Origin of the sequence: Intestinimonas butyriciproducens, assembly GCF_016901775.1 — a bacterium.
GTDB lineage: Bacteria > Bacillota > Clostridia > Oscillospirales > Butyricicoccaceae > Pseudobutyricicoccus.
The window spans coordinates 43206-64218 of the sequence record NZ_JACJKW010000012.1 but is presented as its reverse complement, the minus strand read 5'-3'; the positions used below and the strand labels follow the sequence as shown (position 1 = coordinate 64218).

General features: G+C 57.0%; 21 protein-coding genes and 1 pseudogene. 2 read left to right on the top strand and 20 right to left on the bottom strand.

The annotated features are described in order from the left end of the window. Positions 1-26 precede the first annotated feature (26 nt). From dprA to H6A25_RS07715, 20 genes and pseudogenes are all read right to left on the bottom strand, one after another. A complete protein-coding gene (dprA, locus tag H6A25_RS07810; protein ID WP_204751408.1) occupies positions 27-1160 on the bottom strand; it encodes a DNA-processing protein DprA in 1134 nt (377 codons plus the stop codon). A gap of 19 nt (positions 1161-1179) precedes the next feature. Next, positions 1180-1926 carry a TrmH family RNA methyltransferase gene (locus H6A25_RS07805; protein WP_204751407.1) on the bottom strand — a complete coding sequence of 249 codons (747 nt, stop codon included), beginning with the start codon at positions 1924-1926 and terminating at the stop codon, positions 1180-1182. Between the two features lie 2 nt (positions 1927-1928). After that, complete coding sequence (locus H6A25_RS07800; RefSeq protein WP_118427017.1) at positions 1929-2576, bottom strand: potassium channel family protein; 648 nt, start codon at positions 2574-2576, stop codon at positions 1929-1931. Between the two features lie 13 nt (positions 2577-2589). Then, positions 2590-4002, bottom strand: coding sequence for a TrkH family potassium uptake protein (locus tag H6A25_RS07795; RefSeq protein WP_204751406.1), 1413 nt, complete (start codon positions 4000-4002; stop codon positions 2590-2592). A 175-nt stretch (positions 4003-4177) separates the two neighbouring features. Next, on the bottom strand, positions 4178-6145 hold the full coding sequence (gene lysS, locus H6A25_RS07790) for a lysine--tRNA ligase (protein WP_204751405.1): 1968 nt from the start codon (positions 6143-6145) through the stop codon (positions 4178-4180). Between the two features lie 63 nt (positions 6146-6208). Further along, complete coding sequence (gene greA / locus H6A25_RS07785) at positions 6209-6685, bottom strand: transcription elongation factor GreA (RefSeq protein ID WP_204751404.1); 477 nt, start codon at positions 6683-6685, stop codon at positions 6209-6211. Between the two features lie 81 nt (positions 6686-6766). Further along, entirely contained in the window at positions 6767-7567 is an 801-nt protein-coding gene (locus H6A25_RS07780; RefSeq protein WP_204751403.1) for a hypothetical protein, read from the bottom strand. A 104-nt stretch (positions 7568-7671) separates the two neighbouring features. After that, positions 7672-8874 (bottom strand): S41 family peptidase, encoded by a 1203-nt coding sequence (locus tag H6A25_RS07775; RefSeq protein WP_204751402.1) that lies wholly within the window; start codon positions 8872-8874, stop codon positions 7672-7674. Between the two features lie 31 nt (positions 8875-8905). Further along, positions 8906-10165, bottom strand: coding sequence for a murein hydrolase activator EnvC family protein (locus H6A25_RS07770; RefSeq protein ID WP_204751401.1), 1260 nt, complete (start codon positions 10163-10165; stop codon positions 8906-8908). Between the two features lie 25 nt (positions 10166-10190). Next, a complete protein-coding gene (gene ftsX, locus H6A25_RS07765) occupies positions 10191-11078 on the bottom strand; it encodes a permease-like cell division protein FtsX (protein WP_243423286.1) in 888 nt (295 codons plus the stop codon). Further along, on the bottom strand, positions 11065-11781 hold the full coding sequence (gene ftsE, locus H6A25_RS07760; protein ID WP_204751399.1) for a cell division ATP-binding protein FtsE: 717 nt from the start codon (positions 11779-11781) through the stop codon (positions 11065-11067). Before ftsE ends, ftsX begins: the two co-directional genes overlap by 14 nt. Before the next feature lie 120 nt (positions 11782-11901). Continuing rightward, a complete protein-coding gene (locus H6A25_RS07755; protein WP_204751398.1) occupies positions 11902-12987 on the bottom strand; it encodes a PucR family transcriptional regulator in 1086 nt (361 codons plus the stop codon). Between the two features lie 193 nt (positions 12988-13180). Then, complete coding sequence (locus H6A25_RS07750; RefSeq protein ID WP_204751397.1) at positions 13181-13660, bottom strand: DUF4830 domain-containing protein; 480 nt, start codon at positions 13658-13660, stop codon at positions 13181-13183. Positions 13661-14116: 456 nt separating this feature from the next. Then, positions 14117-14935: pseudogene (locus H6A25_RS12780) on the bottom strand (PSP1 domain-containing protein); the annotation flags it as partial. Beyond that, the gene (locus H6A25_RS07740; RefSeq protein ID WP_275951892.1) at positions 14907-15863 is read right to left on the bottom strand and encodes a hypothetical protein; all 957 of its coding nucleotides are present in this window, start codon (positions 15861-15863) and stop codon (positions 14907-14909) included. The pseudogene H6A25_RS12780 and the gene H6A25_RS07740, both read right to left, overlap by 29 nt. Positions 15864-15869: 6 nt before the next feature. Continuing rightward, positions 15870-16193 carry a cyclic-di-AMP receptor gene (locus H6A25_RS07735; protein ID WP_118427044.1) on the bottom strand — a complete coding sequence of 108 codons (324 nt, stop codon included), beginning with the start codon at positions 16191-16193 and terminating at the stop codon, positions 15870-15872. A gap of 124 nt (positions 16194-16317) precedes the next feature. Continuing rightward, positions 16318-17412 carry an alanine racemase gene (gene alr / locus H6A25_RS07730; RefSeq protein WP_204751394.1) on the bottom strand — a complete coding sequence of 365 codons (1095 nt, stop codon included), beginning with the start codon at positions 17410-17412 and terminating at the stop codon, positions 16318-16320. A gap of 22 nt (positions 17413-17434) precedes the next feature. Continuing rightward, a complete protein-coding gene (locus tag H6A25_RS07725; protein ID WP_204751393.1) occupies positions 17435-18553 on the bottom strand; it encodes a lipid II:glycine glycyltransferase FemX in 1119 nt (372 codons plus the stop codon). 157 nt (positions 18554-18710) lie between these two features. Continuing rightward, on the bottom strand, positions 18711-19145 hold the full coding sequence (locus H6A25_RS07720; protein ID WP_204751392.1) for a CBS domain-containing protein: 435 nt from the start codon (positions 19143-19145) through the stop codon (positions 18711-18713). 93 nt (positions 19146-19238) lie between these two features. Further along, positions 19239-20078 (bottom strand): epoxyqueuosine reductase, encoded by an 840-nt coding sequence (locus tag H6A25_RS07715; protein ID WP_204751391.1) that lies wholly within the window; start codon positions 20076-20078, stop codon positions 19239-19241. 78 nt (positions 20079-20156) lie between these two features. Here H6A25_RS07715 and H6A25_RS07710 point away from each other — a divergent pair, with 78 nt between their 5' ends. Together H6A25_RS07710 and H6A25_RS07705 are read left to right on the top strand one after the other, a co-directional pair. Then, positions 20157-20690 (top strand): AAA family ATPase, encoded by a 534-nt coding sequence (locus H6A25_RS07710; protein WP_204751390.1) that lies wholly within the window; start codon positions 20157-20159, stop codon positions 20688-20690. Between the two features lie 13 nt (positions 20691-20703). Beyond that, positions 20704-20973, top strand: coding sequence for a hypothetical protein (locus H6A25_RS07705; RefSeq protein WP_204751389.1), 270 nt, complete (start codon positions 20704-20706; stop codon positions 20971-20973). Positions 20974-21013 lie beyond the last annotated feature (40 nt).

Here is a 21013-nt window from a genome sequence, read left to right as displayed (position 1 = left end):
CTATCTACAATATGATACTATGGTTTTCATATGATTTCAAAATATTTTGCCCCCCGCTCCCGCACCAGGCCCCGGATCTGGAGCATGGTCAGGCTGGTGAGCACTTCCCCTGTGGCAAGGCCGGTGTTCTGGCAGATCACATCGATGTGGGTCAGGCCATCCATGCTGTCCACAATGAGCTTCTCCCGGCCGGTCAGGCCAACCGGCGCCGGCTTGCTCTGGTGCACATCCCGCTCTTCCCTTTCCGGCTCATTTGCCTCCGGCTTTTCCGATAGCCCCATCACGAGCGCAGGAAAACGCCCGGCATATTCCTGGCAGATCTCCACCGGGTCTGTGCACAAGGTAGCCCCCGAGCGGATGAGCTGGTTGCAGCCTTCGTATTCCGGCCTGTCGATGGAGCCAGGGACGGCAAACACATCCCGCCCCTGTTCCAACGCCGTAGCCGCCGTGATCAGACTGCCGCTTTTCCTGGCCGCTTCCACCACCAGCACCCCCAGACTCAGTCCGGAAATGATCCGGTTGCGCCGGGGGAAATAGCCGGGATAGCCCCGCCGGGACGGTGGATACTCGCTGAGAACGGCGCCCTCTTTCTCCAGGATACGCCGCAGCAATCCATTGTGGGAGGCGGGATAACACTGGTCGATGGCCGTGCCCAGCACAGCCACTGTGGGCGTGGGACCTTCCAGCGCCCCTTGGTGGGCCGCTCCATCCGCCCCCTGAGCCAGGCCGGAAACGATGAGAAAACCGTGGGCCGACAGCACCCGGGCAAAGCGGCGGGCGGTCTCCAGCCCCAAAGGGCTGGCCTTGCGTCTGCCCACAATGGCCAGAACCGGCATCTCTCCCCATTTTGGCATAGTGCCCCGCAGATAGAGCACCGCCGGTGGGTCGTAGATCTGCCGCAGATCTTCCGGGTACCCGTCCTCTTCATAGCAAATGGCCCGGGCCCCTGCTTTCCTGCAATTTTCCAGTACCTTTTCCGCTCTTTTCCAGGAAGCGTTGGCTTTCTGTTCCCTCTCCCGGGGCGTAAAAAAGAGATCGCCCTCATTCAAAGCACGGCAGGCTTCCAGGGCCCCTCCGAAATGCTCCCGGGCTTCCCGGATCCGGCGGGTGGACAGCCTGGCTTCTTCCCGCAGCCAAATATGAGCCAGCACAGCTTCCATGGCATTTCCTCCTCGTGACCTAGCGGCGCATCTCCCACATACACAAAGCGGCAGCTACGCCGGCGTTCAGGGATTCCGCGCCCTTTATCGGGATGATCACCTGGAGACGACTGTGCTCCAGAAGCTCCCCACTGACGCCGTGGGCCTCGTTGCCGATGGCCACCGCTGCTCCCTTCAGATCCACCTGACGGATGTCCCGGGCGCTTTTGCTCAAAGCGGCGGCGTAAAGGGGAATGTTTCTTTCCTCCAGCGCCTGCCAGAGCTCCGGCCGGGACAGGCGGAACACCTGACACCGGAACACCGAGCCCATGGTGGAACGGACCACCTTGGGGTTATACAGCTCGGCACAGTTCCCCGTCAGCACCACCGGCAAGGAAAAGGCCTCGGCCGTGCGCAGAATGGTGCCCACATTCCCCGGGTCCCGCACATCTTCCAGCACCAGACAGGCGCCTTCCGGCAGATCCTTCCGGGGAGGGGGAATACGGCAGACAAACAGCACGCCCTGGGGGCTTTCCACCCCGCTCATCTGGGCCATCAGGGAGGAGGGCACCAAAAAGGTGGGCACTCCTCTGTCCCTCTGCTGCTCCAAGGGCAGGTCCCGGCTGAGAAAGACCTGAACCACTTCCACTCCCGCCGCCAGGGCCTCCTCCAGCAGCTTTTCCCCTTCGCAGCAGAACAGCCCTTCCTTTTCCCGCATCCGTTTGCTGTCCATCAGCCGGCAGACCCGGCGGATACGGGGATTGTCCCGGCTGGTTATCTCTTCCATAATTACCCCAATTTCTTGATGTCGTCGTTGGCGCCGATGACCACCAGCGCGTCCCCCCGGCGGATCACATAATCCGGCTCAGGGGAAACATGAATGGTCTCGCCATTGTGGGTCTTTACCGCCAGGATGTTGATGCCGTAACGGGCCCGCACATCGATCTGGCGGATGCTCTTGCCGCCCCACCGGTCGGGGGCCGCCACTTCCACAATGGAATAGTCCTCGGAAATATCGATATAGTCAATGATGTTGTTGGAGGCCACCATCTGGGCAAACCGGGCGCCCATATCGGCCTCGGGGAAGACGATCCGGTCGGCACCGATGCGCTTGAGCACCTTGACATGCAGATCGTCGTTGCCTTTGGCGATCACATTCTTCACCCCCAGCTCCTTGAGCATCAGGGTGATGAGGATGTTGTCCTGGATATTGTCGGCAAATGCCACCACCGCATGATCAAAGTTGCGCACGCCGATGGATTTGAGCACCTGCTCATCCCGGGCATCGGCAGTGATGACATGGCTCACCGAGTCGGATACCCGGTGCACCGCTTCTTCGTCCTTGTCCACCGCCAGCACTTCATGTCCCAGGCGGTACAGTTCCCTGGCCAGGGTCATGCCGAAGCGTCCCAGGCCGATAACCACAAACGATTCCATCTTGTTTCCTCCTTTAGCCAATCATTACCCGTGCTTCGGGATATTTGATCTTGGCGTCCTTTTTGCCGCGCATCATAGCGGCCATGCCGATGGTGATGATACCCACCCGCCCCAGATACATCAGCGCCACCAGCACCAACAGCGAAGGGGTGGAAAGTTCCGGGGTGATGCCCAGTGTGAGCCCCACCGTACCGAAAGCAGATGTGCATTCAAAAAGTGCCGCACTGAGGGTGACTCCATCAAAGGCCGACAGCATAAATGTGCCGATCGCCACCGAGCAAATCCCCAGCAGGAACACCGACAAAGCATCCATCACCAGCTTATAGGAAATGGACCGGCCGCCCACTGTGGTTTGGTAAGTGCCCCGCAAAGAGGAGCGAGCCGCCATCAGCAGCACGGCCAGCGTCACCGTCTTGACACCGCCCGCCGTACCGCCGGGAGAGCCGCCTACAAACATCAGCGCCACGCTCATGGCTTTGGAAGCGCCGGTGAGATAGGCCTGGTTCAGCTGGGCATATCCCGCCGTACGGGTGGTGGTGGACTGGAAAAATGCAGAGAGCAGCTGACCAAAAAGGTTCTGATTCCCCATGGTCTGAGGGTTGTCGTGTTCCGCAACCAGGAAAAAGAGCGTACCCACCAGCAAAAGAAGGGCTGTGGAGCGCAGCACGATCTTGCTCTGGGTGTGGAGCCGGCCTTTGTTGTCTCTGGCCGAATAGATATCGCTCCACACAAAAAAGCCCAGGCCGCCCAGAATGATCAGCAGGCTGATGGTCACCGTCACCACAAAATCTCCGGTATAGCCGCCCAGAGAGATGTAGGCGCCCTGATCTCCCAAAATATCAAACCCGGCATTACAGAAAGCCGACACCGAATGAAAGATCCCCCGGCTGATGCCGCCCAGGATGCCATATTCCCGGGAAAAACGCACCGACAGGATCAGTGCTCCCATGCCCTCAAAGAGCAATGTGCCATAAAGCACCCGCTTGACCAGGCGCACCATACCGGAAAGCCCGTCCATATTCAGCGAAGTGCTCACCAGCTGCCGCTCCCGCAAAGAGATCCTCCGCCGCAAAAGCAGGGACAGGGCAATGGCAATGGTCATAAACCCCAGTCCGCCGGTCTGGATTAGGCAGAGGATGACCGCCTGGCCGAAGGGGCTCCAGAACAAATAGGTATCTTCCACAATAAGCCCTGTGACACAGGTGGCCGAAGTGGCGGTAAACAGGGCGGTGACCGCGCCGGCACTCTCTCCGGTGCGGGTGGCAAAGGGAAGCATCAGCAGCAGGGTGCCGATCAGGATGACAGCGGCAAACCCCACGGCCATCACCCGCACAGGCGCTGCACGGCGCACGGCGGCGTTGCTCTGCTGGAGTTTCTTCAGATGCTCCCTGGCAAAATGCTTTAGTTTTCTTTTGAATGACTGCATATTGGTCTCCCTCCGGGACCTGAATCCCATCGATCCTTTGGATTTTTCCCAAAAATCCGCCTTTCCGGAAAAGCGCAGACAGACCTGACGCCGATGGCGTCAGGCCCGCTTGCGTTCTTTACCCAAAAAGGGAAGAAAGATTTCCTCCTGCTTTCCCTTGGGCAAAGCCGCGTTTTTAATACAGCTTGGCGCCGGCGGGGATATGGTTGTCCACCATCAGGCAATGAAGCTTCTCCACGCCGTTTTCATGATGGACGGCCGAAATGATCATGCCGCAGGAGTCGATGCCCATCATCTTGCGAGGGGGCAGATTGGTGATGGCGATCAGCGTTTTGCCCACCAGTTCCTCCGGCTCATAGGTATCGTGGATGCCGCTGAGGATCACCCGGTCTTCTCCCGAACCGTCGTCCAGCACAAACTTCAGCAGCTTCTTGCTCTTGGGAACCGCAGTGCATTTCTTCACCTTCACCGCCCGGAAATCCGACTTGGAGAAGGTTTCAAAGTCTACAAAATCAGAGAACAGAGGCTCCACTTCCACCTGGGAGAAATCGATCTCTTCCACTTTCTGCTCTGCTGCAGGAGCTGGGGCGGCAGGTTCCTCTTCCTTCTTCTGGGAACCATTGTTGTCCAGCGGCTTCATCGTCGGGAAGAGCAGCACATCCCGGATGCTGGCCGAATCGGTGAGCAGCATCACCAGCCGGTCCAGACCGAAGCCCAGGCCGCCGGTGGGAGCCAGACCATATTCCAGAGCGTTGATGTAATCGTAGTCCACCTGGCTGGTGTCCTTGGGATTGGCTGCCTTCCGCAGGGCCACCTGCTTTTCAAACCGCTCCTTCTGATCGATGGGATCGTTGAGCTCGCTGAATGCATTGCCAAATTCCATGGCATTGATAAAATACTCAAAGCGTTCGGTGAAGGCCGGCTCGTCCTTCTTCCGCTTGGCCAGCGGGCTGTTTTCCACCGGATAATCATAGATAAAGGTGGGCTGGATCAGCTTCTCTTCCACAAAAGCGTCGAACAGTTCCACCAGCACAGCGCCCTTGGTGGCGTCCTCAGGCACCGGCACATTCTTCTCCTTTGCGGCCTTCCGGGCGTCCTCATCGGTCTCCCAGGTGTAGTAGTCGCAGCCGGAATACTTCTTCACCGCTTCCACCATGGTCAGCCGCTCCCAATGGCTCATATCGATGGTCTGACCCATATAGGGAATGGTCAGGCTGCCGCAGACGGTCTGGGCCAGGTGCTTATACAGGTCTTCCACCAGGTCCATCATGCCCTTGTAATCGGTGAAGGCCTGGTACAGCTCGATGCTGGTAAATTCCGGGTTGTGCTTTGTATCCATGCCTTCGTTGCGGAAGATACGGCCTACTTCATACACCCGGTCAAACCCGCCCACGATGAGCCGCTTGAGGGCCAGCTCGGTTTCGATGCGCAGGTACATATCCATATCCAATGTGTTGTGATGAGTGACGAAGGGACGGGCGGAAGCGCCGATCTCCAAAGGCAGCAGAATGGGGGTATCCACTTCCAGGAAGCCCTGGCCGTCCAGATAAGCGCGGATCTCCCGCAGGATCTGGCTGCGCTTGATAAAGGTGTCCTTCACCTCGGGATTGACAATGAGATCCACATACCGCTGGCGGTAGCGCAGGTCGGTGTCCTTCAGGCCGTGCCATTTTTCCGGCAGGGGACGCAGGCTCTTGGACAGCAGCTGGATCTTCTCCACCTTGATGCTGATCTCGCCCATTTTGGTGCGGAAGATTTCACCTTCCACGCCCACTACATCGCCGATGTCAAACTTTTTGAAGGCGGCATATTCCTCGTCGCCCACATTGTCCCGGCGGACATAGAGCTGAATATCTCCGGTGGTATCCCGCAGATCGGCAAAGCTGGCTTTGCCCATCAGCCGCTTGCTCATCAAACGGCCGCCCAGACGGACGACCTTGCCGGTCTCCTCTTCATTGGCGATGCCGGCAAACTCTTCCTTGATGTGGGCGGCGTAGTGGTCCACAGGATACTTGGTGATGGCGAAGGGGTTCTTGTCCTCCTGCTGCAGGGCAGCCAGCTTGTCCCGGCGGATGCGCAGCAGTTCCCCCATTTCCTGCTGGGCGGCCTGTTCTGCCGCCACAGCGCTCTTTTCTTCCTTCATAATCTTCCTCCATATCAAAAGACAGCCGCAGCCATTGCCGCTGCAGCCGTTTTTTCTTTCTTTTTACCGATCGATGGCCACGATCCGGTAAGTGATGGCGCCGTCGGGCGCTTCCACTACCACGGTATCGCCTACACCGTGACCATAAAGAGCCTTGCCCAGAGGGGATTCATCGGAAATGCGGCCCTGCACAGGGTTGGCCTCCTGAGAACCCACAATGGCATATTCTTCGGGCTCGTCTTCAAAGCCTTCTTCCACCACGGTGACCCGGGTGCCCATGCTTACATGCTGGGTGGTGATGGCATCCTCGTTGATGATCACAGCGCCGGCGATCACATTCTCCAGCTCGGCAATGCGGGAATACAGCTTGCCCTGTTCGTTTTTGGCTTCGTCGTATTCACTGTTCTCCGAAAGGTCGCCGAAAGAACGGGCTTCTTTGATCTGCTCGGCCACTTCTTTCTCCCGGACGGTCTTCAAATATTCCAGCTCATTTTTGATCTCTCTGAGCCTTTCTTCGGTCAGCATAAACTGTTTTTGCATAGTTTCCTCCCCTTTGCCCCTGAAAATGGGCATAGATATTCAGGATAATACTTCACATTATATGGTGCTCGTTCCCATGTGTCAAGCGTGGTTTTCCCCTGGCTGGGAGAAATCATCCTGTTTTTCCCCTTCTTCTCCCTTTGTTTCTTTTCCTTTCACTCCCAGATCTTCCGGGCGGCACAGACCGCTTTCCAGCAGCATGGCGGCATACAAAGTATCCCCCATCCGGGGCGGTTTTTGCTCCATGGCCCACTGGGGAGGTGCAAACTCCATTCCCGGCCAGCCGCCGTCGGACAGCATCAGCAGATCCTCTCCCCGCTCTGCCCTTTCTCCCGGCTGGGGAAAACGGATGCGCAGACAGGGGTATTCCGGCGGGGCGCTCTGCTGGGGGGCAATACCGAACTGTTCATACAGTGCTTCCTCCAGCTTTTGCTGTCCCACCTTGATGCTCACCGACAGATACCGCACCTTCCCACCCAATATTCTGGCGCAGCGCACCACATCCCGATCACAACGCTGGGCCTCCAGACGGCAAAAAGCCTGTTCCAGCGGGATGCCCCGGCTGCGGAGGACCCACAAGGCCCCCTGCCCGGCTCCCTGCCGCCAGGCCGTCCCTTCTTTCACCGTCAGCATTCCCATTTCCAGTGCTTTGCGCCGCCACTGCTCTTCTATGGCCAGCCGGTGGACGCCCCTTTTTTTCAGCTGCCCCATGGCCCACTCCACCTGTTTTTCCACCTTTCTCTTTCCCATCCCCTGGGGCACGGCCAGACAAGCGGTAAGAAAAGAAGCCCTTCCCACTGGCAGCAACTGGGTCTCCAGGTGCTTTTTCCAAAAAAGGCCTCGCTTTTTTCCTGTGTCTACCGTTTCAAAATATGCAATCATCGATCATTCTCCCCTTTTTCACTATACCTATGTTTCAAAAGGGGCGGCTATGTCCGGTGCAGCAAAACGGGCGGCCTTCCGGCCGCCCGTTTCCATTTCTTCATTTAGTTTTCGCTCATCTGCTGCCGGAGCACTTCCAGCGCTTTTTGCAGCTGATCGTCCTCTTCCGGCTGAAGGGTATAGAACCTATTGAGCTTGTCCTCGCTGAGGGAAGACTCCACATCCGGTGTAATGCCCACACCGGCCAGGCTGACGCCTTTGGCGGTGTAATACCGGCTGGTGGACAGGTTGAGGGCTCCGCCTCCGGTGAGGGGGATCATGGTCTGGGCATAACCCTTGCCCAGGGTGTGCTCACCCACCACTGTGGCCGCGCCGTATTCCTGCAAACTGGCGGCAAAAAACTCCGCAGCACTGATGGAATATTCGTTGCACAGCACCGCCATGGGCAGCTTGACGCATTCCTCATCCGAAGAATAGGTGGTGCTTTCTCCGGCCTTGTCGGTGATGCTGATGACAGTGCCCTTGGGCAGAAGCTCATCCAGCATATTCACCAGCACATCCACAAATCCGCCGGGATTGAAACGCACATCAAACACCAGAGCCTGGGCTCCGTCATCCAGCAGCTGCTGAAGCTTCTGGGAAAACTCCTGATCCACATTCTTGGAGAAGGACTCGATGCGCAGCAGGCCGATGTTTCCCTCCAGCATCTGGGCTTTGACCCCAGGGGTCTGCACTTCTTCCCGCTGAAGGGTGTATTTCTGCTGCACCCCTTCCCGCAGAATGGTGAGGGTGACTTCGCTGCCCGGCTCCCCTTTGACCCGGTCGCTCAGGTCGTCAAAGGACAGTTCGGCAGCGCTTTCCCCATCCACGGCCACCAGCAGATCCAGAGGCTGGATACCGGCTTTCTGGGCAGGGGATTCCTCGGTGACCGCAGTGATCACATAATAGCTTCCCTCCGTGGCGGTGGAAATGGTGATGCCTACGCCGGCATACACCCCTTCCCGCTTTTCCATCACCGCTTTGTATTCTTCTTCGGTGAGATAGGAGGACCACTGATCCCCGGTGCCCTGGATATAACCCTTGAGGGCCTGATCCATCATATCCTGCTTATCGTATTCTCCCACAAAATATTTATCTACCAGCTGGGAGACCTCTTTCAGCTGCTGGTATTCCCCTTCCATCTCTTCGAAGTTGCCCAGACGGACATTGTAATACTCCGAAGCCACATAAAAGGTGATATTGAAGGTGGTCACCACCGCCAGCATCAGGAGCATCAGGGTGGAACCCAGGGTAAATTTTTTCTTCATGAATGGGGCTTCTCCTTGCGATGATTTCTGCTTAATACAGACCTAAAATCCGGCCGGCATCCTGATAGCTGCCATTCTGCCGCACCTCAAAGTGCAGATGGTTGCCGGTGGAATAGCCGGTGGAACCCACCTTGCCGATCTGTGTGCCGGCGCTGACTGTGGCGCCCTTGGTGGTGAGGATCTTGCTCATATGGGCATAGAGGGTGGTGACCCCGCCGCCATGGTTGATGACCACATAGTTACCCCAGGCGCTGCTGTAACCGGCAATGATGACGGTACCCGACTGGGCGGCATAGATGGCCGTTCCGTTGGGAGCCGAGATATCCACACCGGTATGGAGCTTATAGACTCCGGTCACCGGATGGTTCCGGTAGCCGAACTTGCTGGTGACATACCGGTAGCCCGAAGGCAGGGGATAGGTATAGCCGCCCACCTGGGTGGTGCCGGTGGAAGTGGAACCGCCGCCCTGAGCCGCCTGTTCCTGACGCTTCCGCTCGGCTTCCTCTTCCATCTCCTTGACGATCTTGTCGATCTGGGCATTGATGGCATCTTCTTCCGCTTCGATCTCTGCAAAGGAGGCCTTCACTTCTTCTGCGGCGCTTTCCAGCTCCTTCATAGCCTGGGAACGGTTTGCAAGCTGGGTATCCAGCTCACTCTTGGACACTTCCAGCTCTTTGCGCACATTTTCTGCCTGCTGGCGGTCCTCTTCCAGCTCACTCTTGGTCTGGGCAATCTCCTCTTTCAGAGCCTTCAGCTCTTCAAACAGGTTTTTATCGTACTCGGCAATCTGGCTGACGATCTCATATTTGGACAGGAAATCCGAAAGGTCGTCGGCAGAAAGCAGCACTTCCAGATAGCTGGTCTCTCCCTGTTCATACATCACCCGCACACGGGTCTTGAATTTTTCGTACTGTTCTTCTTCTTTTTTCTGAGCCTCGGCCAGCTCTTCTTCCTTCTGGGCAATCATTTCTTCCAGGCTGTCGATCAGGTCATTCTGCAGCCCGATCTGCTCTTCCGTGCTGTTGATCTGGGCGTCCAGCGCTTCGATCTGCTCCTTCACGGTAGCTTTTTCAGTGTCAATGCTGTCCAGTTCATTCTGCAATTTTTCCTTTTCTGCCGCCTGGTCTTCCAGCTTCTCTTTCAAAGCGTCCACATCGCTCTGGGAAGCCGCCGAAGCGCTGACACGGAAAAACAGATCGGCCACAAGGCCGAAGAGCATCAGCCCGGCCAGCAGTCCGGCAATGGCACCGGCCGCCACCCGGGTGATCGTCTTTTTCTTGGCTCGTTTCATCTTCCTATCCTTCCTTTCTGGTCCGTTACACTTTCAGGAACTTGCGGATGGTGAGCACACTGCCTCCCGATCCCAGCACCAGGCCGGCCGCCAGCATCATCAGCAGCAAAGGCAGGGCAAACTGGGGAAAGGCCACCATTTGAATCAGGCCGGTGCTGCCCACCACGCCCTCTGCGATATAATCATAAATCAGCCATTCCAAGCCAAAGGCCACAAGAGCTGCAATTTCTCCCAGCACCAGGCCTTCCACAATAAAGGGAGAGCGGATAAAGTGATTGGTGGCGCCCACCATGCGCATGATGGCGATCTCCTCCCGCCGAGCAAACATGGCCAGCTTGACGGTATTGGAGATGATAAAGATGGACACCGCTCCCAGCATGGCAATCAGAGTATAACTGATGGCGTTGACCACACTGCGCATCTTCACCAGCTTATCGGAAAATTCCTTTTTGCTGGTGGTGCTGGCAATGCCGTCGATCTGCTCCAGGGCGTCCACCGTCTCCTGGTGAAGGGACACATCCTTCATCACGATCCGGTAACCATCCCGCAGAGGGTTGTCGTTTTCCAGCCCCTCCAGGATGTAGGCGTCATCCCCCATCTGCTCTTTATAATCTTCCAAAGACTCTTCCTTGGGGATAAATTCCACGGTGTCCACATTGTCCACCTGTTTGATTTCCTGTTCCAGGGCCTGGGCCTGGGGACGGGTATAGGTCTCATCCACCCACAGCATGATCTCGCTCTGGGTTTCCAGATCGGCCACCTGGATGCCCAGATTATAGGCCACCAGGCTGAAACTGGAAGTGATGAGCAGGCAGGCGGCAATGACCGTGATGGCCGCCACCGACATCAGCCGATGGGAAAAGAAGTTGCTGATGCCTTCCTTCAGATAGTATTTCAGATTAAAACGCTTCATCAATTCGATACCCGCTTTTCTCCAAATCGTCGTAATAACCGCCGGTGTGGTCACCCACTACCTGGCCCCTGTCAATGCTGATGACCCGCTTGCCAAACTGATTGACCAGTTCTTTCTCATGGGTGACCACCAGCACAGTGGTACCCAGAGCGTTGATCTTGCCCAGGAGAGTCATAAGCTCCAGGGAACGGGCCGGGTCCAGGTTTCCCGTAGGCTCGTCGGCGATGATCACACTGGGGTTATTCACCAAAGCCCGGGCGATGGCCACTCTCTGCTGTTCACCGCCGGACAGCTCATCGGGATGGCGCCGGGCCTTGTGGAGCACGCCCACCAGATCCAGCACATAGGGCACCCGCTTTTTGATGATCCGGGGAGGAGTGCCCACCGCCCGCATCACAAAAGCCACATTTTCAAACACCGTCTTTTTATCGATCAGACGAAAATCCTGAAAAACCACGCCCACCGTCCGGCGCATATAAGGCAGCTGCCGGTTCTTGATGGTGGTCAGGTCAAAATCGTTTACATACACCTTGCCGCTGGTGGGACGGATCTCCCCGATGAGCAGCTTCATCATGGTGGATTTGCCCGAGCCCGAAGGACCCACAATAAAGGCAAATTCCCCGTCTGCTATCTCCAGATTCACACCGTTCAGGGCTTTGGTGCCGTTGTCATAGGTCTTGTAAGCATCCACTAACTTAATCATGGTCCGGCCGCCGCTCCCTTCTTTCTTTTGCCCCATTTTGGGCAGCATAAGGACAAGGGCCGTCTCGCCCTCCTTCCCTCACTGGAGAGGAAGGAGGGCAAAGCGGTCCCTGTGATTTTTTTACGCCATGGTCTCCCGGGAGCGGAGGTACTGTTTGACCATCAGAGCCACTTTGAGCACGATGGCATTGTCAAACTCCCGCAGATCCAGCCCGGTGAGCTTCTTGATCTTTTCCAGCCGGTAAACCAGGGTATTCCGGTGGACAAACAGCTTCCGGGAGGTTTCGGAGACATTCAGATTGTTTTCAAAGAACTTCTGGATGGTGAACAGTGTTTCCTCATCCAGAGAGTCGATGGAGCCTTTTTTAAAGACTTCGGACAAGAACATTTCGCACAAGGTGGTGGGGAGCTGGTAGATCAGACGGCCAATGCCCAGGTTTTCAAAGTTCATCACCGTCTTGTCCTCATTGAACACATGGCCCACATCCACAGCGATCTGGGCTTCCTTGAAAGAGCGGGCGATGTCTTTCAGCTGGCCCACCACCGAGCCGATGCCGATCACATGGGGAATGCCCACCTCTTCGTCCAGAGCCTTGTCCATCTGTTCGGCAATGCGGGATACCTCCCGGGCATCGCCGTTTTTCAGCTCTTTGATCAAAGCGATTTCGCTTTCACTGATGGTGATGACGAAATCCTTCTGCCGGTCGGGGAAGAGCTTGACCAGTGCTTCCATGACGGCGGCATCCTGCCGGTCCTCCATGCGCACGCTGTAAGCCACCCGCTTGCAGTCGCTGACGAAATGCATCTCCCGGGACTTGATGTAGATGTCGCCGGGGAGGATGTTGTCCAGAATGATCTTTTTGATAAAGGTCACTTTGTCATGCTTTTCATCGTACTGGGTCTTGCTGTTTTTGATGGCCACCGCAGTGAGGGCGCACACCAAAGTGGCCCGCTCTCCGATGCTGCCGGCAAAAACGGCATTTTCGGCCCCGGCTTCATACCCGCCGATCATATGGAAAGTATAGCCGCCCACCTGGCCTTCTTCCAGGCCCATTTTGAAAAATTCTACGGCGGCTTCGATGCTTTCGCCGATAAATTTCAGTTCAGTGCAGGCGGTGATCACACCGGTGTTGTCCACCACTCCGAGGATAAAATCCACATTGTCCTTCACTTCCAGCAAGATGCTCTGAAACAAGCGTGCTGCCATCAAAACCACCCTTTGTCTAATTTCAATAAATTGCGAGAAAGCACTATGTCTATTTTAATGTATTTTTCTATGAATTTCAACAATTATTTGCAAAATATTTTATAGAACTTTTCTCCATCTGTTTTCTTTCCGTCATTTGGAAGAGAAAATACGGCCAAAAAAGTGGAAGCAGGCCATAAGCCCGCTCCCATTTTCACCGATTGGAAGAGCTGTTTCCCCCTTCTGACACCGGGCGCAGCCCGTGCATGAAACCGTCCAGAGCAGCGGAATATACCGACCCGCCCACCACTTTCTCCCCTTTCACAAGCACATCGGCCATGGCCTCCGGCTCCCCGGGGTAGTTTGTCAGGCGATAGGTATACAGCTTGAGATTCTTCCCTTTGTAGGGGGAAAGGTCAAAGCCGCACTCTTTTTGCAGGCTGTTGTATTCCTCATAGACCGAATCAAATGTTTCCGGCAAAGTGATGTCCTCCTGGCGCACCGGCTCTTTTTCCAGCTCATACCCCAGAGACTGGAGATAGTTCCCCGCCCCTTCCAGACTTCCCATGCTGGAAACAGGAGTTCCCTCTTCCTTGTGGGGCCACAGCAAAATCACCGCTCCTGCCAGGATGAAAAACCCGATCACCAGGGCGAGCAGCTTCTTTTTGTTCAGCTTGGTGGTGAAAATCAGCATAAAGCACCTCCGCATATTCCTCATTCTGCTTTATGCCTATGCCCCTGTCCCACTTTCTATGCCTGATCCACGGAAAAACGCCCCGGCATCTCACCGGGGCGCTGGGGATCACTCTTCACTTTTGCCTTCCGGCTTTCCTTCCCCGGTCTTTCGCGGACGGCGGGGAGGATAGCGGCGGGGCGGACGGCTGCGGTTTTCCCGATTTTCACCGTTTTCCCGGCCTTCCCGGTTTTCACGATTGCGGTTTTCCCGCTTCTCCTTGTTCTCCCGGTTTTCCCGGGGACGGCGGGAGGGAGGACGCTGGTTTTTCCCCCGGTTTTCTCCCCGTTCCTCCTCCCCCTTGGGAGCAAGAAGGGTCTCCGCCTTCTGGGGCGCCGGCTCCGGCTTGTGAGCCGCTTCCTGCGCCTTGGCGGAACTCTCGCCATGGTCGGCCGATTTGCTTTTTGACCGGCGGGCCCGGATGCGTCCGGGGCGCAGCACGGTCAGCTCATCTTTCCGGTAAAGCCGGGGAGGCTCGTTGCTGTCTTCCAGACGGACCTTGCAGAATCCCCGCAGCAGGCTGATCTCGGTGACCACACCCTGACCGTTGGGGGTCTCCACCAGGGAATCCACCGGCGGCGTGGTGCGCAGCAGGTCCTGATAGGCCTCATTTTCATATTTCAGGCAGCACATCAGCCGGCCGCAGCTGCCGGAGATCTTGGAAGGATTGAGGGACAAGCCCTGATCCTTGGCCATGTTGATGGACACTGGCGCAAAATCGTCCAGGAAGGTGGCGCAGCACAACGGGCAGCCGCACACCCCCAGTCCTCCCAGCATCTTGGCTTCGTCCCGCACGCCGATCTGCCGCAGCTCGATGCGGGTACGGAACACCGATGCCAGGTCTTTCACCAGCTCCCGGAAATCCACCCGGCCATCGGCGGTGAAATAGAAGAGGATCTTTCCCCGGTCAAAGGTGTATTCCACCTCCACCAGCTTCATTTCCAGCTGGTGGGCCCGGATCTTTTTTTCACAGATGGTAAAGGCCTCTTTTTCCAGACGCTGGTTTTCCTCCACCGTCTTTTTGTCCTCATCGGTGGCGGCCCTGAGCACCCGGCGCAGGGGCCTTACGATCTGATCGTCCTCCACCTCGTGGTTGGGAGTGGCCACCTGACCGTATTCCACCCCGCGGGCGGTTTCCACGATCACATAACTGTCCTTGTCCACTTTCAGGTTCACCGGGTCAAAGTCATAGACTTTCCCCACTTTTTTAAAACGAACTCCGATAACTTCCGTCATATTTCCTCCCTTGGGGCCCGGCAAAGAGCAGCTGGCCGCAAGTGGCAGCCAGTCCCCCGCTCATGGCGGACACCGAAGCGTTCCATTGGGCGCGGGCCGAAAGGCCCCGCACATAATCATACAGGGACAGAATCCACTCTTCTCCGCCCTTTTCCCGGGCCAGATGCCACAGCCCCACGCAGACTTCATCGCAGAAAATGGCAAATTCCTCCCGGCTCAGGCTTCCTGCGTCCACACAGGCCGCCAGCATCTGCCACTCTCCCTGAGGCAGGGCATTCAAAAAGCGGCGGGCCGCGGCGCAGCCTTTGCTTTCTTCTCCCTCCAGCAGCTGAAGAGCCCGGCCCAGAGAGCCGCCGCAGCGTTCTGCTGCCCGTCGTCTTGCCGCCGGACCTTTTTCCGGCTGCCGTTTTTCCAGTTCTTCCTCCACCATCGCCTGGGGCAGCGGATCCAGAGCATAGCGAACACACCGGGAGCGCACCGTTTCCAAAAGCTCTCCGGCCTGGCGGCACAGCAGGATGAACACCGTCTCCCTGGGCTCTTCCAGAACTTTGAGCAAGGCATTCTGGGCCTGGGGATTCATTCTGCCGCTGTCATTGAGCACAAAGATCTTCCGGCTGCTTTCGCTGGGACGGATGAAGGACAGACGGCGGATCTCCCGCACATCGTCCACTTTGATCATCCCACCCTCGGGATTGAACAGCTGGTAATCCGGATGGGAACCGGCCTTCATGCGCACGCAGGGTCCGCACTGACCGCAAGGCCCGTCCTTCTCCCGGCACATCAGGGCCTGGGCCATAGAAAAGGCGGCGGTGCGCTTGCCCAGGCCCTCCGCCCCTTCCAGAATCACAGACTGAGGAAAATCCTCTTTGAAAAGGGGAGCGAGCGCCTCTTTGAGACGCTCGTTCCCCAACAAATGCGCAAGACGCATACTCGATCAGACTTTCTTGAACTGTTCCACATCCAGCACGAAGATGGTGGCGCCGCCCACAACCACTTCCACAGGCATGGAAGGATAGAAGCTGATGCCGGCTTCGGCGCTGCTGGGAATGAGCTGCTTGCGGCTCTTGGAGTATTTGCCGATGATCTCCAGGCAGTGCTCCAGCTTGTCATCCTCCACGCCGATGAGCACCGTCACATTGCCAGCCCGGAGAAAGCCGCCGGTGGTGGACAGTTTTGTGATCTGATAGCCTTCCTTCATCAGATTATGCATGACAGTGGAAGCATCATCCGAATTGAGGATCGCAATAATCATTTTCATATGTAGCCGCCTCCTTGGTGGTTTTTATTGAAAATACTGGGGGGACCCCCCTTTGGATTGTCCTTATTATACTCCATCTGGAAAAAAGATTCAATGGATATTTCGTGAACAAACACCCTTTTCCTCACCGGTAGACCCGGGGAATGGAAGGGGGCACAAACATGGGGGATACATCGAACAAAGCGATTTCTCCCGGCTGGCAGTCGATGTCGGTCACATCCACTGTGGTGTGGTTGAGCCCCACATGCCCCAGCACCCGCACCCGGCGAGAGCCCACCGTCACATAGAATTTTTTCCGCCGCAGCCATTTCATCATATCTCCCAGTGCATAGCGCAGGCTGTCCCGGAAACGGAAGGCGTCCCGTCCTTTTTCCACCATGAATCCATCGGCGTAGCCCACCGGAATGACGGCGATTTTGGTGGGGCGCTTTGTGACGAAGGCCGGGCCATAACCAACCCCGTGGCCCGCCGGAAGCCAACGGACTTCGGCCACCTGGCTTTCCAGCCGTCCGGTCTTCTGCAGCCCGGTGTCTCCCTTGGCTGTGGTGCGGCCGCCAATGGCCGAACCGATGCGCACCCCGTCCAGAGAGGGCAGGTCGCAGCGGAACAAGGCGGCGCTGTTGGCGGCGTGAAGCATTCCCGGGTCAAAACCCGCCTGGCGCACCTTGGCCGCCATTTCCACCAGTTTGTCATATTGGGCCCTGGTGGCCTTAGGACTGGCAAAGGCCGAAGGGAAATGGGTGAACATGCCGGTGACATGGAGATTTCCCATAAAACGGAATACCGAAAGCACCCGTTCCAGTTCCGACGGCTCAAAACCGTAGCGGCCCATGCCGGTGTCGATCTCCACATGGACATCGGCCACCATTCCCGCTTCTTCCGCCATGCCGTTGAGCGCCACAGCCGCATCATAGGAGCCGATGGCCGCCGTGGCGGTGGAGGACAAAATCTTCTCAATATCCTCTTTGACGGCGGTGGAGCGGAGCATGAGAATTTCTTCCTCCAGAAAACCTCCGTCCCGCAGCGCCACCGCATCCTCCGGCTCGGTGACGGCGAAGCGCTTGACCCCCTGGCGACGGAGCAGATCGGCCATGGGGAGCATCCCCAGGCCATAGGCGTTGGCCTTGAGCACGGCGATCAGCGGGGTTCCGCCGGATTTTTCCCCGATGACCTCCAGATTGTGTATGATCTTCTCTTCTTCGATCACAAGCCGTTTCATCTGTTATCCCCTTCCCAAAGGGCTACTTGTTTTCCTGTTTTTCTGTCTCTTTGGCCTTTTCCTGGGGCTTGTCCTTTTTGGTTTTCCGCACATAGGCGGCGTGGCGCAGAGTGCGCACCATTTTCATTCCGGCGCCCACCGCCAGATTGACCACAGGCTTATAGATGTATTCCAGCTCCCCGCAGAACTCCACCAGTTCTCCGCTGAAGCCCTTTTTGAACAGATACAGGCCATAGAGGGGGTTTTCCGGGGTGAGATCTCCGGAGACGCCCCGGAAATCGTATACCTCACAGCCTTCTTCCACAGCCCACTGGATCATGTTCCACTGGAGCAGATAGTTGGGCATCACATTCCGGTACTGGTTGGAGGAAGCGCCGTAGAGATACCAGACCTTGTTGCCGAAGTGGATGGCCAGGGTGCCGGCCACCGGCTTGTCGTTATAAAGGGCCATATAGAGCCGGGCGTCCTCTCCCATCTCCCGCAGCAGCTTTTCAAAATAGCCCTGGGGTCTTGTGATAAAGCCGTCCCGCTGACCGGTCTCTTCCATGATCCGGGCAAAGTGGGGCAGCATTTCCTTCACCTGCTCCTCATTGCAGCAGATGACCTCCACCCCTTTCCGTCCGGCCAGACGGATGTTGTAGCGGGTCTTCTGGTGGAAAGCAGCCATCAGCTCATCCAGGGTTTTGCCCGCCACATCCAGGCGGAACACATAGTTGGGCTGCACCCCTTCAAAATTCTTGCCGCTCTCTTTGTGTTTGTAGCCCAGATCCTTCATGATGGAGATGAACTCCTTGTCCTCGCTTTTGATGTCCGGGTCCATCATAAGAGAATAGGCATGGTATTTTTTCGCCAGCTCTTTGGCCCCCTGGGTCAGCTCAGCCAGAGTCTCCTTGTCGTGGCTGTCGCACACCGGGCCGCGGCCGGCGTACATCAGGGTATAGGGTGCGGCGGGCACCTTGCGGATGAGCACCGCCAGACTTCCCCGGATCTTGCCTTCTCCATCCCGGCTGACGATGGCTTCCCACTTCCAGCTGTCCTTCAGCCGTCCCCATTTGGAGGACTGGAGAAAATGGCCCTTGGGATGCCCTTTGATAAACTCTTCGTATTCGGCCAGAGTAGCCGTTGTCACTGTTTCGATCATTGTATCATCCATCCTTTTTCTGAAAGGGCGAAAAAAACCGCCCCGGTGATGCCGAATCCTACTTTTTTCCCAAAGGGAAAAGATATATGGATTCAGTATAGCACCCCTTCCAGGCGGGTGTCAAAATGATTCTGCTTTTTCCGGCTTTTTAAGTGCTTCAGCCTTCCCCCGGCGCTCCCTCCCGGCAGATCTCTTCCAAGGCCCGCAGGGTCTCCAGATGACAGGCCCGGCATCTGGCCACATCCCCCAGGGAGATCACCCCCTGCAAAATGCCATCCTCCACCACCGGCAGACGGCGCACCTGCCCCTGGGCCATGAACTGGGCGGCCTGACGGGCGTCGGCCCCCGGCGGAATGGTGAGCACATGGCGGGACATAATCTCTGCCACCGGGGTTTCCTCCGGCCTTTCTCCCAGAGCCACACACCGCACCGCCACATCCCGGTCGGTGAGAATGCCCCTGACCCTTCCATCCCCATCGCACACCGGCAAGGCCCCCACGCCGTGACGCTCCATCAGCCGGGCAGCCCTGGCCACCGTGTCCTCCGGCCCCACCGTCACCGCGCCGGAACTCATCAAATGCCAAACCTCCATGGCTTCCTCCTTTTTCCACGCCCTTTGCTCCCTCGGCTGGGGGCTGGATTTTGTTTTCAGGCTTTGGCATTAGTTTCGCTCCCTGAGAGGGGATTATTCCTTCTTTTCCTTTAGTTCCAGATTCCGCTTCAGGGGCTTGATCCCCCGGAAAGAGAAGGCCTTCCCGGCATATTTTTTCCGGAAAGCCCGGTCAGAAAGCCCCTCCAGATCTTGTTTTTCTATACTTCTCGTAATATTCTCTGTAAATTCTGCAATATAGCTGGTTTTTACTCCTTTGTTTTCCGGGCACACCTGTTGGCAGATGTCGCAGCCCCACACCCGCTTGCTGTGGGCGATCAGATCTTCCTGCCAGGGTGTCAGCTCTCCCCGGCTTTGGGTGAGGGCAGAAAGGCACCGGCTCTCCATGAGCTTTCCCTCTTCCGTCAAAGCACCACCGGGGCAGGAGGCCCGGCACAGGCCGCAGCCCCGGCAAGGCTCCGGCTCCTTTCCCCCTGTAAAGGGCAGATCACAGGCGATAATGCAGCAAAACACATAGCTTCCCCACCGGGGGGTGATCAGCAGGCCGTTTTGTCCGATTTTGCCCAGTCCGGCCCGGGCACAGGCATAGACCTCGGGATAGGGAGAGATATCTGCATAGCCCCGGAATGTATGGCCGGGAAACAGCTCCTCCAGCTGCTTGCAGCTTTCTTCCAGATAACGCCCCGCCACCTGGTGATAGTCTTCCCCCCGGGCATACAGGGACAGGTTCCCCTCTTCTTCCCCGGCGTAATAGGGCAGAACGCAGCACAGAAGAGCGGAAAGACCCGGCACCTGCTCCAACGCCTTCTTTTGGTTTTCCTCCCCCATGTACCGAAGCACCGGCTGTGCTTCTATGATGCCCCAGCCCCCGCTCCAGCTTTCCAGTATTTCCTTGATTTTTTCCATGCCGTCCATCTGCACCCCTCCTTGTTCCTTTCCTGGCCTTATGATAAAATATCCCTATCCAAATTGCAACGGAAAGGGGGAAACACCATGATCCTTCAGCTTCTGGGGGCCTCCGGGGCAGGGAAAAGTACCCTGGCCAAAGCCCTGGCCCAAAAAACCGGTCTGCCCCATCTGCAAAGCGACCACTATCTGTGGCCCGATGAGAAGTTTGACATTCCCCGCCCGGTGGAAGAGCGGCGGCGGATGCTTCTCACCGATCTCCGGCGGTTTCCCTCCTTTATTCTGGACGGGGATGTGACCCGCTGGTTTCCTGCCCCGCCCTTTACCCCCGACCTGCTGGTGCTGCTCCGCTGCCCGGAAAAGGAACGGATGGAGCGGCTGCGCCAAAGGGAAACCCTGCGCTATGGCCAGTGGGAAGACCCCCGGCACCCTCACCACCAGCTGACCCAGGAATTTCTGGAATGGGCCGCCTGCTATGACACCGCCGGGGAGGAAGAACCCAACTCCCTGTGTTCCCATCTGCAAAAGATCGCCCAGGCTCCCTGTCCCGCCCTTATTCTATGGCCGGAGGACACTGACATCCTTCTTCGGCGGGTGCTGGGAGCGGCGAACCTGTTGTGAAAGGAGAATGGATATGCTGTCCAAATGGAAAGAGCAAATCAACCAGAAAAATCTGGGCCGGTTTTCCTCCCTTGCCAATGTGGTGCTGTTTTTGGCGATAGGTGGGCTTCTGCCCTCGGGAGAAAAACAGTTCACCCCACTCACCATCCTTGTGTGCATCCTCCTGGGGCTGTGGGCCGTCTTTACCCTTCTGTATTTTGCCCTGAAAAAACGGTATGTCAGCTTTGCATTGTTTTTCCTGTTCTTCGCCGCCTTTTTCACCGCTCCGTTGTGGTCCAAGTAACCCATTCCAGACAACAATCCCCCATCTCTCCAGGAGAGAT